Annotated in this window: 13 protein-coding genes; 9 read left to right on the plus strand and 4 right to left on the minus strand. The window is 64.5% G+C overall.

Annotation, left to right across the window (positions count from 1 at the left end):
• Window positions 1-206: 206 nt before the first annotated feature.
• Window positions 207-1,481, plus strand: coding sequence for a cytochrome P450 (locus tag QJT82_RS28345; RefSeq protein ID WP_028342474.1), 1,275 nt, complete (start codon window positions 207-209; stop codon window positions 1,479-1,481).
• Window positions 1,482-1,582: 101 nt separating this feature from the next.
• Entirely contained in the window at window positions 1,583-3,430 is a 1,848-nt protein-coding gene (locus tag QJT82_RS28350; RefSeq protein WP_245288807.1) for a class I SAM-dependent methyltransferase, read from the plus strand.
• 447 nt (window positions 3,431-3,877) lie between these two features.
• On the opposite strand, the gene QJT82_RS28355 is transcribed toward QJT82_RS28350, so the two are convergent.
• On the minus strand, window positions 3,878-4,387 hold the full coding sequence (locus tag QJT82_RS28355; protein ID WP_028342477.1) for a MarR family transcriptional regulator: 510 nt from the start codon (window positions 4,385-4,387) through the stop codon (window positions 3,878-3,880).
• Window positions 4,388-4,493: 106 nt separating this feature from the next.
• Between QJT82_RS28355 and QJT82_RS28360 the strand changes: the two genes are divergently transcribed.
• Complete coding sequence (locus tag QJT82_RS28360) at window positions 4,494-5,393, plus strand: alpha/beta hydrolase (RefSeq protein WP_028342478.1); 900 nt, start codon at window positions 4,494-4,496, stop codon at window positions 5,391-5,393.
• Between the two features lie 69 nt (window positions 5,394-5,462).
• Window positions 5,463-6,266 (plus strand): isocitrate lyase/phosphoenolpyruvate mutase family protein, encoded by an 804-nt coding sequence (locus QJT82_RS28365; RefSeq protein ID WP_028342479.1) that lies wholly within the window; start codon window positions 5,463-5,465, stop codon window positions 6,264-6,266.
• An 83-nt stretch (window positions 6,267-6,349) separates the two neighbouring features.
• Here QJT82_RS28365 and QJT82_RS28370 read toward each other — a convergent pair whose 3' ends face one another.
• Entirely contained in the window at window positions 6,350-7,303 is a 954-nt protein-coding gene (locus tag QJT82_RS28370) for an ABC transporter substrate-binding protein (protein WP_035632186.1), read from the minus strand.
• A gap of 179 nt (window positions 7,304-7,482) precedes the next feature.
• Window positions 7,483-9,201, minus strand: coding sequence for an adenylate/guanylate cyclase domain-containing protein (locus tag QJT82_RS28375; protein WP_028342481.1), 1,719 nt, complete (start codon window positions 9,199-9,201; stop codon window positions 7,483-7,485).
• A gap of 368 nt (window positions 9,202-9,569) precedes the next feature.
• On the opposite strand from QJT82_RS28375, the gene QJT82_RS28380 reads away from it, so the two are divergent.
• Both QJT82_RS28380 and QJT82_RS28385 read left to right on the plus strand, forming a co-directional pair.
• Window positions 9,570-10,130 carry a thiamine pyrophosphate-binding protein gene (locus tag QJT82_RS28380; RefSeq protein WP_155258630.1) on the plus strand — a complete coding sequence of 187 codons (561 nt, stop codon included), beginning with the start codon at window positions 9,570-9,572 and terminating at the stop codon, window positions 10,128-10,130.
• Window positions 10,130-10,723 carry a thiamine pyrophosphate-dependent enzyme gene (locus QJT82_RS28385; protein ID WP_028342483.1) on the plus strand — a complete coding sequence of 198 codons (594 nt, stop codon included), beginning with the start codon at window positions 10,130-10,132 and terminating at the stop codon, window positions 10,721-10,723. The genes QJT82_RS28380 and QJT82_RS28385 overlap by 1 nt, the downstream gene beginning before the upstream one ends.
• Before the next feature lie 13 nt (window positions 10,724-10,736).
• Here the strand turns inward: QJT82_RS28385 and QJT82_RS28390 are convergent, their stop codons facing one another.
• Entirely contained in the window at window positions 10,737-11,660 is a 924-nt protein-coding gene (locus QJT82_RS28390; protein WP_028342484.1) for a LysR substrate-binding domain-containing protein, read from the minus strand.
• Window positions 11,661-11,812: 152 nt separating this feature from the next.
• Here QJT82_RS28390 and QJT82_RS28395 point away from each other — a divergent pair, with 152 nt between their 5' ends.
• From QJT82_RS28395 to QJT82_RS28405, 3 genes are all read left to right on the plus strand, one after another.
• Window positions 11,813-12,982, plus strand: coding sequence for an acyl-CoA dehydrogenase family protein (locus QJT82_RS28395; RefSeq protein WP_028342485.1), 1,170 nt, complete (start codon window positions 11,813-11,815; stop codon window positions 12,980-12,982).
• Between the two features lie 11 nt (window positions 12,983-12,993).
• Window positions 12,994-14,091, plus strand: a complete 1,098-nt coding sequence (locus tag QJT82_RS28400; protein ID WP_028342486.1) for a CaiB/BaiF CoA-transferase family protein — start codon at window positions 12,994-12,996, stop codon at window positions 14,089-14,091.
• Window positions 14,092-14,314: 223 nt separating this feature from the next.
• Complete coding sequence (locus QJT82_RS28405) at window positions 14,315-15,169, plus strand: MaoC family dehydratase N-terminal domain-containing protein (RefSeq protein ID WP_028342487.1); 855 nt, start codon at window positions 14,315-14,317, stop codon at window positions 15,167-15,169.
• Window positions 15,170-15,188: the final 19 nt, after the last annotated feature.

The following is a 15,188-nucleotide window of genomic DNA, read 5'->3' on the forward strand; positions in this document are numbered from 1 at the left end:
CACGCAAAAAAATGCCTGACACTGGCCTCCACCCGCGCACGCCCGATTGCGCAAAGCCCTCGCTTGCGGGGGAGGGCTGGGGTGGGGGTGCCACCGCAGAGGTAGTCTTCCCGTGGAGAGAGCCCCCACCCGGATCGCATCATTCGATGCGATCCGACCTCCCCCACAAGCGGGAGAGGTAGGAACTGCCGCCGGAGCGAATGAAGATGAACGTCCAGACCGCCATCCGTGCCGACCGGGCCGAGCAGCTGCGCCAGGCCCGCGAGGAAGCCTATTCGACACCGCTCAGGGATTTTCATCCCGGCGCGCCAAGACTGTTCCAGAACGACACGCTGTGGCCGTGGTTCGAGCGGCTGCGCAAGGAAGAGCCGGTGCACTACTGCACCAATGCGCCGATCGAACCCTATTGGTCTGTCGTGAAGTACAACGACATCATGCATGTCGACACCAGCCACGGCATCTTCTCCTCGGACTCCACGCTCGGCGGCATCTCGATCCGCGACGTGCCGCCCGGCTACGACTATCCGAGCTTCATCGCGATGGACCAGCCGAGGCACGCCCATCAGCGCAAGACCGTGTCGCCGATGTTCACCCCCACGCATCTCGACGAGCTGGCAAAGCTGATCCGGCAGCGTTCGGCCAGCGTGCTCGACAATTTGCCGCGCAACGAGACCTTCAATTTCGTCGAGCGCGTTTCGATCGAATTGACCACCCAGATGCTGGCGACGCTGTTCGACTTCCCCTGGGAGGAGCGGCGCAAGCTGACGCGCTGGTCCGACGTCTCCACCGCGCTGCCGAAGAGCGGCATCGTCGAGTCGCCGGAGCAGCGGCGGCAGGAGATGGACGAGTGCTACGCCTATTTCTCGAAGCTCTGGAACGAGCGCGTCAACTCGGCGCCGCGCAACGACTTGCTGTCGATGATGGCGCACAGCGACGCCACGCGGCACATGGACCCCGACAATCTGATGGGCAACATCATCCTGCTCATCGTCGGCGGCAACGACACCACGCGCAACACCATGAGCGGCTCGGTGCTGGCGCTGCACGAGCATCCCGACCAGTTCCAGAAACTGAAGGAGAACCCCGCGCTGATCGACACCATGGTGCCGGAGGTGATCCGCTGGCAGACGCCGCTGGCGCATATGCGGCGCACCGCCCTTCAGGACACCGAGATCGGCGGCAAGACGATCAGGAAGGGCGACCGCGTCGTGATGTGGTACGTCTCCGGCAACCGCGACGACGAGGTGATCGACCGCCCGAACGAGTTCATCATCGACCGCCCCCGGCCGCGCATCCACCTGTCGTTCGGCTTCGGCATCCACCGCTGCGTCGGCATGCGGCTCGCCGAGTTGCAGCTTCGGATTGTCTGGGAAGAAATGCTGAAGCGCTTCGACCGCATTGAGGTGGTCGGCGAGCCAAAGCGGGTCTATTCCAGCTTCGTCCGCGGCATCGAGAACCTGCCGGTGCGGATCCCGGGCTGAAGCTAGATTGTCCTTGGCCACAAGCGCGATCGGCCCTATGTCTTTGCCGGGCGTGGAGGGTTGATGCACCGCGTCTTGCAGTTTGGGCCAGTTGACGGAACATGAACCGAAAAGAACGGCGTGCGGCTGGCAAGCGACGGGACGAGTCCGCCAAGAACGCACCGGCCTTCGCCTCCGCGGGCGTCAGCATCGCCGATCTCGCCGCCGAGGCCAGCCGCTTCTACGGGATGCGCCGCTTCAACGAGGCGCAGGAGATCTGCCGGCAGATTCTCGCGCGCGAGCCTGGCCATGTGCAGAGCCTGAATCTCCTCGGCCTGATGGCGCAGGCATCCGGCGATCATCGGGCTGCTGCGAAGATGTTCACGAAAGCGATTGCTTCCGACGAGGTGAACGACGCCTGCCACTACAATGCGGGGAATTCGCACCAGGCGCTGGGCAATCGCAGCAAGGCGGCCACGCATTTCAGCAAGGCGCTGGCGCTCGGCATGGACGCGAAGGCGGTCGGCTTCATCCTGCAAAGTCCTGTCGTCACCAGCTATGTCGGGCGGATTGCAAGCAAGTGGCCGCTGCCGGTGACAAGCTCCGAATTGTTCGGCAGCGAGGGCGTCGCGCCGCTTGCGCGCGACCTGTTCCTGCGCTCGGCGATGGAAGCGACGACGCTGGCAAGCATGCAGCTCGAGGTGCTGCTCGGATATGCGCGGGCCGAGCTGCTGCGGCTTGGCGGCGAGCAAGGCTCGGATGACGGTGACGTCGACGACGATGTCATTGGCTTTGCGTGCGCGCTCGCCCGGCAGTGCTTCATCAACGAATATGTCTATGCGCAGACCGAGGCGGAAAGCGAAGGTGCCGGCGCGCTACGCGATCGATTGCTGCAGGACCTGGCATCAGGCTCTGCGATCTCGCCGCTCACGCTAACCGTGGTGGCGGCCTATTTTCCGCTTCATACCCTGCCCGCGGCGGACGCGCTGCTGCGCCGGGATTGGCCCGCGACTGTCGCCGGCCTGTTGCGGGTTCAGCTTCGCGAACCCCGCGAGGAGATGGAAGAGCGCAGCACCATTCCAACGCTCACACCGATCAAGAACAGCGTGTCGGTCGACGTGATGCGCCAATACGAGGAAAATCCCTATCCGCGCTGGACCGTCAACCCGCTGACGGCATTCGCCGCCGATCGGGCGCGGGGACGAACCGTCGCGACCGCGGACCAGCAAGCCGAACGGGATATCCTGATCGCGGGTTGCGGCACCGGCTCGCACGCGATCCAGATCGCGCAGGTCTATCCCAATGCCCGCTTGCTCGCCGTCGACATCAGCATGACCAGCCTCGCCTATGCGCGCCGCGAGACGCGGGAGCTCGGCTTGCGCAACATCGAGTATGCGCAGGCGGACATCCTGGAATTGGGCTCGATCGGCCGCAGCTTCGACAGCATCGAGTCGGTCGGCGTGCTGCATCATCTTGCCGAACCCTTGGCCGGCTGGCGCGTGCTGGTCTCGCTGCTGCGGCCGGGCGGCACGATGCGCATCGGGCTCTACAGCGATCTGGCGCGCCGCGTCATCGTCGAGGCCCGCGATCGCATCGCGGCGCGCAATTATCGCGCCACCGCCGACGACATCAGACGCTGCCGGCAGGACATCTTCCGCGAAGCCGACAAATGGAAACCGCTGATCGGCGCCAAGGATTTCTACAGCATGAGCGGCTGCCGCGATCTGCTGTTCAACGTCATGGAACACCGGCTGACGATTCCGGAGATCGCGGCCTTCCTCAGCGAACAAAGCCTGACGTTCGGGGGATTCGAGCCGTTCGACGATCCGGCGGTGCTCGAACAATTCCGCAAGAAGTTTCAAGGAGCGGCCGACGAGACCAATCTCGATCAGTGGCACCGCTTCGAGGTCGATCATCCCGAGACGTTCTGGGACATGTACGTCTTCATGGCGGGCAAGAACGCGCGCTGACGGCAAGCTGCTGGAGCGTGAGGAGATGAGGTCGAATAGCGGCCGCGAATGAACTGCGCTCCCTCTCCCGCTTGCGGGGGAGGGCTGGGGTGGGGGTATCGCCGCGAATCCCACCGTGGAGAGAGCCTCCACCCGCCGCGCTCAGGCGCGCAAGAGCGCTGCCGCGCGCGTCGGCCTCCCCCGCAAGCGCAGGGCTATCGCATTTCGTGGCGGTGCCTCGTGGCTATCCTTCGAGACGCCCGCCTTCGGCGGGCTCCTCAGGATGAGGTCTTGTTTTGCGGCACAATAGTAGACCCTCATGGTGAGGAGCGCCGCTTGCGGCGCGTCTCGAACCACGAGGCCAAGCACTTGCGCGGTCGCCAAGGGGCATATGCGATAACCCTGCCCGCTAGCGGGAGAGGCCAAGCGAGTCTGCGGTTCGGCCGATTCAACCAAGATTTTCGCGCGCTAGCGCGCGTGCTGGCCCTTGCTGGTCGGCAACGGGCAGTTGGTGCAGACCCGGTCGTCGCACATCCGGCAGATCGTGAAGCGATCCATCTCGGAGGTGTCCTGCCTTGCCAGCAGCTCGCGGATCAGCGTTGCAAGCTGCTTCCTCTCCGTCGACGACAGCACATCCAGCAGCGACGTCACGGCCGAAATCCGCGACGCCAACAATTCGTTCCGCGACGCGGCGCCTGACGCCGTCAGGTGCAAGGCGACCTCGCGGCCGTCCTTGCCCGCCCGGCGTTCGACCAGCCGATCCGAAACCAGCCGATCCACCAGGCGGACCGTTCCGGAGTGCGACAGGCCGAGGATCCGCCTCAGCTTGTCGTTGGTCATGCCTTGGCCATAGCCGATGACGATGAGTGCCGCGGGCGTTTCGCCGCCGCGGCCGACGACCTCGCGCGCGCCTTGCTCGATCCGATCCATGACGGCGAGCGACAGCGCGCCCAGCAGATTGGCGATTCCGTTTTCCATGCGGAGAATAATATGTGCGCTGCGCACAAAAAACAACTTGACCAGATATGTGCGCTACGCACATATTTAGCCGGGACAGCAACGACGGCAAGAATGGAGAGCAGCGATGACGACCCGAAGCACCGCACTGGCAACGCCTGACGCATCCGGCAGCGAACCCGCCCTGAAATACGTGCAGGCCAACGGCGTGCGGTTTGCCTATCTCGAACAGGGCAGCGGGCCGCTTGTCCTGTTCATGCACGGCTTTCCCGACAACGCCTGGTCGTACCGAAAGCAGCTGCAGGTGTTCGCGGATGCCGGATATCGCGCGGTCGCACCGTTCCTGCGCGGCTATGCGCCGACCGAGATTCCGGCCGACGGCATTTTCGATCCGATCGCGCTGGGCCAGGATCTCGAAGCATTGATCGCGGCGCTGAGCGACGACGGACGAGCCTACGTCGTCGGCATGGATTGGGGCGGTACGTCAACCTTCCAGGCGCTGGCCACGGCGCCATCGGCGATCAAGGCCGCCGTGGTCATGAACACCGCGCACCCGATCACAATTCCAAGCCTCAGGAGCGATCCCGATGCCGTTCGATCGGTCTTCCATGTCTATTTCTTTACGGTGCCTGGCGCTCACTCGGCGGTCAACATCGAGGGACTTCCCTTCGTCGACTACCTTTGGAAGTTGTGGTCGCCGACCCTGCAGAACGACGAGCATCTCCGCTCGGTCAAGAAGACGCTCAGCTCTCCCGGCACCATGAAGGCGGCGCTGAAATACTACAACGGCCTGGTCGATGCGGGTGTTGCGGGCCGGTTGCCAATCAACGACATGCATACGCCGACGCTGACGATCTATGGCGGCAACGATCCGACAGCGCGGTATTCGATCAAGGAAGAGCCGCTCTTCAAGGGGCCACATCAGCGCATTGTCCTGCCCGATGTCGGCCATTTCCCGCACCTCGAGCGCGAGGCCGAGGTCACAGATCTGATCATGAACTGGTTCACAACGCACGCCACCGACTGAACGGGCGTGCCGCAAGCAGCGGCCGCGTCAGTCAATATCTTTCAAATTTTCTGAGAAGGAGTGCGCGCAATGGACGCCACGACACAGCAGCAATACGCCGAAGCATTTCACCGACTTCACAAGCAGGGCGATCCGCTCGTCCTGTTCAACGCCTGGGACGTCGCCACCGCCAAGGCAATCGCGAAGGCCTCACCGGCGGTGGCGACCAGCAGCGGCGCGGTCGCGGCCGCACTCGGCTACGCCGACGGCGAAAATGCCCCGCTCGACATGGTGGAAGGCCTTGTCTCGCGGATGACCGCTTCGGTCTCGGTTCCGGTGTCGATCGATCTGGAGGCGGGATATGGCGACACTCCGGATGCCGCCGCGCATTCGGCGGCGAGGATCCTGAAGGCCGGCGCGATCGGCATCAATATCGAGGACGGGCTTATCGGCGGAAAGCGGCAGCTCGCCACTCCCGAGCAGCATGCCGCGAAGATCAGGGCGGTGCGGGACGCCGCGCAACAACTCGGCGTTCACCCCTTCATCAATGCGCGAACCGATCCGTTTCTGCTGAAGTTCGGGTCGCCCGAGCAATGCCTGAATGAGGCGGCGAGGCGTGCAAAAGTCTATGCCGATGCCGGCGCTGACGGAATTTTTGTGCCGGGGCTCACCGACCTTACGCTGATCGAGAGGTTCGTCCAGCTGACGCCGCTGCCCGTCAACATCATGGTGACGCAAGGCGTGCCCGAAATCCCGGAACTCGCCCGTGCCGGTGTTCGCAGGGTGAGCCTCGGGCCGTGGCCGATGATGGCGGCAATGCGTGTCATCGGACAGGCGGCAGCCGCGGTCGCCACGAGCAAGCAATACGGCGCCTTTCTACAGCCCAACGGTTGAGCCCGTGAGCGCAGGCGATGCCACGGTCCGGCCGGACCATTCAGTCCGAGCCGGCCGGACGACCGGGTTCATGAACGAATTAGTCACTCGATCACTTCGTCTGCACCGCTGACGACTGAAGCAGAGAACTCGTGGCCAAGCAGTTTGGCGGTCTTCAGGTTGATGACGAACTCGACCTTGGTGACCAGCTGGACCGGAAGATCGGCAGGCTTCTCACCCTTCAGAACCCGGCCGGCGTAGACGCCCGCGCGTCGATGCGACTGCACGAAGTCTCCGCCATAGCTCATCAAGCCTCCGGCCGTCGGGAAATCCCGGGTCTGCGTGATTGCGGGAACACGATACTTCAGTGCGAGATCGGCCAATCGCCGGCTGCGAAATGCAAAATAGGGATCGGAGGTGAAAACAAGCGCGTTTGCCGACTCTCTCGCCACGGAAGAGAATACGGATTCGAACTCCTCCTCCTTGCTTGCCCGCAATATCTGCAGATGGACCCCCAAGGTTTCGGCGGCGGCCTGAAGCCTCTGCAGTTGCGAGCTGGCGGTTGGACTTGTCGGGTTGGTCACGACCCCCAACGTTGTCGCCGCCGGCAGGAGTTCGTGCATCAACTCGAGCCGCTTCGGCGACACGTCGACGCTCAGGCTCGAGACTCCCGTGATGTTGCCTCCCGGCCGCGACAGGCTGTCCACCACACCCAGCTGAACGGGGTCGCCGCCCATCTCGAAGACGATTGTCTTGGTGACGCCGGCAGCCTTGGCGGCAAGCGCGACGGGCGCGCCGCCGGGCGCAACCACCACATCGACGTTGCGCGCGATCAATTCGCCGGCCAGCGCAGGTAACTGGGCATATTGCCCATTGGCCCAGCGATATTCGATCGCGACATCGCGGCCCTCGACAAAGCCGGCTTCACGAAGTCCCTGGTGGAAAGCCTTCAGCCGGCTGCCGAACAACTCCGGCGATTCCGGACAAAGATAGCCGATCACAGGCATCGACGGCTTCTGCGCGTGCGAGGATGTGGTCCAAGCCGCGGCGGCGGCCATCAACAACAGGACCTCACGCCGGCTGCCGCGTCCGTGGGATGTTGCTGCACCAGAGTGAGCGCAACTCATGCTCTATCGACCCGCTGGCGTTCGCCGTCGGCGGAAGTATATCCCACGATCCGAAACCAGTCGCCAATGGACTGCACCGAACCGCGCCTCGCGGCATCGGCCAACGCACATCAAAAAGATATTCCGAACACCGGAATGGCGTCATCGAAGCCCTTGATTTGTCGACTCCCGATATCCTCCAGCGAGCGCTTGCCTCTGACGCTTGCGGCGGTCCTTGCGTCCATCAGGATTTCCCGATCTGCGGCAGATGCGCACAGGCGGGCGGCGAGATTCACGACACTGCCGATGGCCGTGTAATCGAGCCGGTCATCGTAGCCGATCCGTCCGACCGTCGCCGATCCACTGGCAAGCCCTATTCCAAAGCCAACCTGGTAGCCTCGCGACCGCCAGCCGCCGATCAAGCCTTGCACGCGCTTCTGCATTTCGCTCGCAAGGTCGACGGCTCTCAGCGCCGGCTCCTCGACCGGCACGGGTGCGTTCACCAGCACCATCAGCCCGTCTCCCGAGAAGCTGATGAGCGTTGCTTCGAACCGCGCAATGACCCTGCCCAGAACCTCATAATATTCGGATAGCACGCTCATGACTTCCTCGGGAGTGACGCCCGCGGAAAACGCGGTGAACCCGCGCAAGTCACAGAACACGACGACGACGTCGGTGCGGCGGCCATCCAGCACGCTGTCATCGCCGGCACGATCGACGAGATCGGCGACCTGAGGCGCGAGAAACCGCTTGAGCTTCGCGATCCGCTCCTGGTGCTGCTGCGCCAGCGCCAGCTCGCCGGCCATCCTGTTGAAGCTGTTTGCCAGACGCTGAAATTCGTCACCGGTCTGGATCGCAATGCGGTGCTCGAACGATCCGGCGCCGATCCGCTCCGTCCCCTCCTCAAGCAGCCTGATCGGCTCGGTCATCCGGTGCGCGAATGCATAGGCGAGCAGCCCTGCAAATACGGTGCTGCCCGCGAGAAGTACCGTAGTCCGTCGCAACGCGGCATAGATCGGGGCGTAAGCCTCGGAGAGCGGCTGCGCCACCACGACGGTCCAATCGGGACCCGCCACAGGAGCCGCGCGGGCAGCAACCCGACGTCCCTGTCCGTCCCGACCCGTTGCAAAGCCCGCTCCCGGGCCGATCGCGTCGCGTATGGTGCGAAACGGCTGAGAGGTTGTTTCTTCCAGCCCGCGGAGCACAAGGCTGATGTCGGGATGGGCAATGAGACGGCCCGGCCGGTCCAGCACGAAGGCGAGGCCGGTCTCTCCCACCTTGATCGCCGATACGACATCCCAGATCAGCTTGAGATTGACTTCGGCGATGACTGCGCCGACCGCGGACCGATTACCCACGAGCGCAATGGTCAAATACGGTTCCGAGCCTCTGTTGTAGCTGACATCGCTGAACCAAACCTGGCGCGCGTGGGCGCCGACCAGCGCAGGTTCAGCCGATCGGTCGGTACGACTTTCGATTCGATTGAGGCCGACCCGCGAGACGTAAAGACGCTCCAGCCCATTGTTGTCGATCAGTGTCAGGCTGACGACGGCTGGCGCTTGACGAAACAGACGCAACGCATCGGTTCGGCGCCCCTCATCGGCCTCGTCGGTCCAGGGAAGCTGGACCAGCCAGCCAAGCTGGCTTGCGATGTCGGAGATGAAGTTATGAATTTCAGCGGCCGCGGACGTCGCCTGAACACCAAGCAACTGGTCCAGCCTTGCGCGCTGATCGCGGTAACCGAACCAGGCTTCGATCGACCCGTTGATCACGAGCGGAAGCGCGACGGCCAGGAACAGTCCGAGAAAATACTTTGGGAAGAGGCCGCGAAACCGATCTCGGACAATCATGCCCTGATCCCTGAAAATGCGACGGATATATCGATATGCGAAATGAAGCCTTGAAAATGAAGCCCCGGCGCTGCCGCCAACCGGCATCTTCTAGCATAATGAGCCGTTTTAGGCCGTAATGGGGCTGTTGTTCGACCCGGCCAAAGGACGCAGTCGGATCCGGCCGCCATTGCGCTTGCGTCGGCCCTGCAAAACCTTGGCCCTATAGAATTCCGGCATAGCTGGGCGAGCCAGATGCGAAGAGAATTAAGTCCCCGCCTGCCCTAAGCCTATCGGTGTGAGGACGCGCCAATGCGCGTCCCTTGTATTGACGCGTTTTTCTTCGCGAACCGGTACCCGGTTCGTTCGAAAACGCTACCGCCGAGGCCATGATGGACCAGATTGCCCTTCACCAGGACAGCGCGACCAGCCGGGACTGGCCGGTTGCGATCTACCGCACGCTGAAGAGCTTCGGCGTGGCGCAGGTGTCCTACGTCCCCGATGCGGGACATTCCAAGCTGATCAAGCTGTCGCACGCGGATGCCGACATCAAGACCACGGTGCTGACGACCGAGGAAGAAGGCGTGGCGATGGCGGCCGGCGCCTGGCTCGGCGGCGATCGCGCGGTGCTGTTGATGCAATCGAGCGGCGTCGGCAATTGCGTCAACATGCTGTCGCTGATGGCGAGCTGCCGCTTCCCGCTGCTGACGCTGGTGACGATGCGCGGCGAATGGGCCGAGTTCAATCCCTGGCAGATTCCGATGGGCCGGGCGACGCCGCAGGCGTTCGAAATCATGGGCACCACCGTGCTGCGGCTGGAGAACCCTGACGATGCCGAGGAGGTGATCTCGGCGGCCGCCTCGCTCGCCTATGACGGCGACCAGCAGGTCGCGGTCTTGATCTCGCAGCGGATGATCGGCCGCAAGAAGTGGACCAAGGAGACGCACTGATGTCAGCATCAACAGGCACTCTCGATCGCCGCGCCGCCGTGAAGGCGCTGCTCACTGAGCGCGGCGAGCTGCTCGTGATCTCCGGGCTCGGCTCCTCCTCTTACGATTTGTTCGACGCCGGCGAGCATCCCGGTAATTTCTATCTGTGGGGCGCGATGGGCGGCGCGGCGATGGTTGGGCTCGGCCTCGCGCTGGCGCAGCCGAAGCGCCCGGTGCTCGTGATCACCGGCGACGGCGAGCAGTTGATGGGGATCGGCAGCCTGCTGACCATCGCGACCAAGCAGCCCGTCAATCTCTCGATCGCGGTGCTCGACAACGGCCATTTCGGCGAGACCGGCATGCAGCCGAGCCACTCCGGCCTTGGCGCCAAACTCGAGGTGATCGCTGATGGCGCGGGCATCGGCAATGTCTGTGAGATCGCCGACATGGCCGGCATCGAGAAATTCCGCAACAGTCTTCGTGATCTCGGCGGCGGCCCGCGGCTGGCGCGCATTCGCATCGCCGCCGGCGAGGTCGAGCGCGCGCTGCCGCCGCGCGACGGCACCTACCTGAAGAACCGCTTCCGCGGCCACCTCGGCTTCAAGGTGAGCTGATGCGAAGCCGCGCTCAGGCGAGCTGGATGTCCCAGAGCCCCTCGGCGCGCAGCGCGGCGACCTCGTCGCGCAACAGCTTCGCGATCAGCGTCATCGCGTTGGAGCCGGCATGCTCGACCGGCGAGGCCAGGGTCAGCTCGCGCCGCGGCGCCGGCCGCGCGATGGCGGCGGTCTCGAGCCGGCCCTCCGCCACCTCGGCGCGCACCGAGGACGGCGGCAGCAAGGTATATCCGAGCCCCTCCTCGACCAGGCTGGTCAGCACACGAAACGAATCCGCCTCGAGCTTGACGTCGAGATCGATCTTCTTTTTGGCCGCGGCATGTTCGAGCAGCGCACGGAGGCCGTGCGAGTGACTCGGCAGCACCAGGCGCTGGCGCATCAGCCAGCCGAAGTCGACCTGCTTCTTCGGCTTCAGCCCGCTGCCGCGCGGGCCGACCGCGACGATACTGTCGCGGCCGAGGCTCTGCACCGCCAGATGCAGATCGACCGACGGCCCGTAGATCACGGCAAGGTCCATCTCGCCGCGATGCAGCCACTCGATCAGATGGCCGCTGTAGCTCTCGACGATGCAGAGCGAGATGCCGGGATAGCGCTCCACCGTGCGCCGCGCCAGCCGCGCCGACAGCACGCAGCTCACCGTCGGCACCAGCCCGAGCACGACGCGCCCGGACGGCGCGCCGCCGGCGGACTGGATGTCGTCGCGGATCTGGTCGATCTGCCGCACGATACCGCTGGTGCGCGCCAGCAGCAGCCGGCCGGCATCGGTCAGCACCATGCCGCGGCCGTTGCGCGTGAACAATTCGGTGCGCAGCTCGTGTTCCAGCAGCTTGATCTGCCGGCTCAGCGCCGGCTGCGCGACCCGCAAGGTATCGGATGCCTTGCTCAGGCTCCCGAGTTCCGCGACGCACGCAAAGGTCCTAAGCTGGCGGAAATCCATACTTGCCAATCCTGGAAGGCAGGTTCATACGCTATAACAAAACAGCATAGGGAGTTTACCGGGGCCCCACAACAGCGGGCGTTTTCTTCGCGCGAACCGATTTCCGCTTCGCTCGAACACGCTCTGGCGCAACCTCTCGGCAAGACGAAACAATGACCGCACACGATCAACACATCGACGACCATTCCGACATCCGCGACGCGGTAGCAAAACTCTGCGCGCAGTTTCCCGGCGAATACTGGCGCAAGCTCGATCGCCAGATGGCCTATCCGAAGGAGTTCGTCGATGCGTTGACGGAGGCCGGCTATCTCTCAGTCCTGATCCCCGAGGAATATGGCGGCGCCGGCCTGAAGCTGTCGGCCGCGGCGGCGATCCTGGAAGAGATCCAGCGCGCCGGCTGCAATGGCGGCGGTTGCCACGCCCAGATGTACACGATGGGCACCGTGCTGCGGCACGGCAATGACGCGCAGAAGGCCAAGTATCTGCCGAAGGTCGCGACCGGCGAATTGCGGTTGCAGGCGTTCGGTGTCACCGAGCCGACCAGCGGCACCGATACGTCCTCGCTGAAGACCTTCGCGCGCCGCGAGGGCGACCACTACGTCGTCAACGGCCAGAAAATCTGGACCAGCCGCGCCGAATATTCCGACCTGATGATCCTGCTGGCGCGCACTACGCCAAAGGAGCAGTCGAAGAAGCGCACCGACGGTCTCTCGGTGTTCATCGTCGACATGCGCGAGGTGAAGGGCAAGGGGCTGGAGATCCGCCCGATCCGCACCATGATGAACCACGCCACGACCGAGGTGTTCTTCACCGACATGAAGGTGCCGGCGGAGAATCTGATCGGCGATGAAGGCAAGGGCTTTCGCTACATCCTCTCCGGCATGAATGCCGAGCGCATCCTGATCGCGGCCGAGTGCGTCGGCGATGCCAAGTGGTTCATCGCCAAGGCGACCAATTACGCCAAGGAGCGCAGCGTGTTCGGCCGGCCGATCGGCCAGAATCAAGGCATCCAGTTCCCGATCGCAAAGGCCTACGCCTCGATGCGCGCGGCGGAATTGATGGTGAAGGAAGCCACCCGCAAATATGAGGCCGGTCTCGACTGCGGCGCCGAGGCCAACATGGCCAAGATGCTGGCGGCCGATGCCTCCTGGGAAGCCGCCAATGCCTGCGTGCAGACCCATGGCGGCTTCGGCTTCGCCGAGGAGTACGACGTCGAGCGCAAGTTCCGCGAGACCCGGCTCTACCAGGTGGCGCCGATCTCGACCAATCTGATCCTGTCCTACGTCGCCGAGCACGTGCTCGGCATGCCCCGCTCCTACTGAGTTGTCAGAACATGCTGCCGCTTGAGGGATTGACCGTCATCGCCGTCGAACAGGCGGTTGCCGCGCCGTTCTGCTCGTCACGCCTCGCCGACGCCGGCGCCCATGTCATCAAGATCGAGCGGCCCGAGGGCGATTTCGCCCGCGGCTACGACGCCGCGGCGAAGGGCCAGAGCAGCTATTTCGTCTGGCTCAACCGCGGCAAGGATTCCGCCGTGGTCGATCTCGCCACCAAGGAAGGTCGCGCGCAGCTCGAGGCGCTGATCGCGGGCGCCGACGTGCTGCTGCAGAACCTCAAGCCGGGCTCGATGGACAAGCTCGGCTTCTCACGCGAGCGGCTGCGCAAGGACTATCCGAAGCTGATCATGTGCACGATCACCGGCTATGGCGACACCGGGCCCTATGCCGACCGCAAGGCCTATGATCTGTTGATCCAGGCCGAAAGCGGTCTCGCTTCGATCACCGGCGGCCCCGAGGGCGCCTCGCGCGTCGGCATGTCGATCGTCGACGTCGCGACCGGCGCCACCGCGCATGCCGCGATCCTCGAGGCGCTGATCGGCCGCGGCCGCACCGGAGACGGTGCCGACATCCGGATCTCGATGTTCGACGTGATGGCCGACTGGCTCACCGTGCCGCTGCTCAATGCCGAGGACGGCAAGTCGCCGAAGCGGATCGGCCTCGCCCATCCCTCGATCGCGCCCTATGGCGTGTTCCGCTCGAAGGACGGCAAGGAGATCCTGATCTCGATCCAGAGCGAGCGCGAGTGGAAGACACTCTGCGCCAAGGTGCTGGGCCAGCCCAGCCTGCCCGACGATCCGCGCTTCGCCAACATGGTCGAGCGCGTGCGCAACCGCGCGCTGACCGACCAGATCGTCAGCGACAGCTTCGGCAAGCTCACGCGCGAGGAGTTGCTGGCGAAGCTTGCCGAGGCCGACATTGCCTTTGCCGAGGTCAACAGCATGGACGACCTCGCGAAACATCCGCATCTGCGCCGCGTCGAGGTCGACACGCCGAACGGCAAGGTCAACTATCCGGCGCCGGCCGCGATCGTGGTCGGCGAGAACAGGCACTACGGCAAGGTGCCCGCGATCGGCGAGCGCACCAAACGTTAGGCTGCAATGAGATCAGGCGCGATCGCAATCAAGAACGAGCTGCGCCCCTCTCCCGCTTGCGGGGGAGGGTTGAGGTGGGGGCTCCCTCCACGAATCCCGCCGTGGAGAGAGCCCCCACCCGGCGCTACGCGCCGACCTCCCCCGCAAGCGGGAGAGGTGTACCGAGCTTGTCGTCCGATCGACGCCATCACGCTCAGATGTCTCTCACCGAGGACAATATCTCATGACCGACAAACTCGACCTCGATCATCTCCGCCAGTGGATCGGCCGCAGCACGGAGGCCTCCGACGTCGTCACCAAATATCTCGTGATGGGACTGCGCGCGACGCTGTTCCAGGAGATCGGCGAGCCGAAGGCCGGCGACGCCGCGCCGTGGACCACGCATTGGTGCCTGGCGCAGCCGGTGTTTCCGATGTCGCAGCTTGGCCCCGACGGCCACCCGACCCGCGGCGGCTTCCTGCCGCCGGTGCCGCTGCCGCGGCGGATGTGGGCCGGCGGCGAGCTCGAATTCTTCGACAGCTTGCGCATTGGCGATGAGGCCAAACGCACCTCGAAGATCGCCGACGTCACGGTCAAATCGGGCTCGACCGGCACGCTGTGCTTCGTCTCGGTCAATCACGAGGTGACGACGTCGCGCGGACTTGCGGTGCGCGAGCGGCAGGACATCGTCTATCGCGAGATGACGAGCACGCAAGGCACAGCGCCTGCCAAGGCGCCGCCGCCTCCGCCGGTCGCGCAGCATCGCGAGAGCCACGTCTCCGACCCGGTGCTGCTGTTTCGGTACTCCGCGCTGACCTTCAACGGCCATCGCATCCATTACGACCGCGACTATGTCACCAAGATCGAGGGCTATCCGGGCCTGATCTTCCACGGCCCGCTGCAGGCTTCCTTCATCGTCGAGTTCGCCGCCAAGCTGCGCGGCGGCAAGCCGCCGAAGAAGCTCGCCTATCGCGGCGTGCAGCCGCTGTTCGAGGGCAGCGAGTTCTCGATCAATGCCAGCGACAAGGACGGCGGCATGGAGCTGTGGACCGCGAATGCCGAGGGCCAGCCGACCATGAAGGGCACGGCGACCTGGTAACGCGCGAGCGCGACGCGTG

This window comes from Bradyrhizobium sp. Mp19 (assembly GCF_029952935.1).
GTDB lineage: Bacteria > Pseudomonadota > Alphaproteobacteria > Rhizobiales > Xanthobacteraceae > Bradyrhizobium > Bradyrhizobium elkanii.

Bases quoted from the DNA above. Each gene is read 5' to 3' on its own strand.
- QJT82_RS28345 (WP_028342474.1), top strand. From the start codon at position 207: ATGAACGTCCAGACCGCCATCCGTGCCGACCGGGCCGAGCAGCTGCGC.
- QJT82_RS28350 (WP_245288807.1), top strand. From the start codon at position 1,583: ATGAACCGAAAAGAACGGCGTGCGGCTGGCAAGCGACGGGACGAGTCC.
- QJT82_RS28355 (WP_028342477.1), bottom strand. From the start codon at position 4,387: ATGGAAAACGGAATCGCCAATCTGCTGGGCGCGCTGTCGCTCGCCGTC.
- QJT82_RS28360 (WP_028342478.1), top strand. From the start codon at position 4,494: ATGACGACCCGAAGCACCGCACTGGCAACGCCTGACGCATCCGGCAGC.
- QJT82_RS28365 (WP_028342479.1), top strand. From the start codon at position 5,463: ATGGACGCCACGACACAGCAGCAATACGCCGAAGCATTTCACCGACTT.
- QJT82_RS28370 (WP_035632186.1), bottom strand. From the start codon at position 7,303: ATGGCCGCCGCCGCGGCTTGGACCACATCCTCGCACGCGCAGAAGCCG.
- QJT82_RS28375 (WP_028342481.1), bottom strand. From the start codon at position 9,201: ATGATTGTCCGAGATCGGTTTCGCGGCCTCTTCCCAAAGTATTTTCTC.
- QJT82_RS28380 (WP_155258630.1), top strand. From the start codon at position 9,570: ATGATGGACCAGATTGCCCTTCACCAGGACAGCGCGACCAGCCGGGAC.
- QJT82_RS28385 (WP_028342483.1), top strand. From the start codon at position 10,130: ATGTCAGCATCAACAGGCACTCTCGATCGCCGCGCCGCCGTGAAGGCG.
- QJT82_RS28390 (WP_028342484.1), bottom strand. From the start codon at position 11,660: ATGGATTTCCGCCAGCTTAGGACCTTTGCGTGCGTCGCGGAACTCGGG.
- QJT82_RS28395 (WP_028342485.1), top strand. From the start codon at position 11,813: ATGACCGCACACGATCAACACATCGACGACCATTCCGACATCCGCGAC.
- QJT82_RS28400 (WP_028342486.1), top strand. From the start codon at position 12,994: ATGCTGCCGCTTGAGGGATTGACCGTCATCGCCGTCGAACAGGCGGTT.
- QJT82_RS28405 (WP_028342487.1), top strand. From the start codon at position 14,315: ATGACCGACAAACTCGACCTCGATCATCTCCGCCAGTGGATCGGCCGC.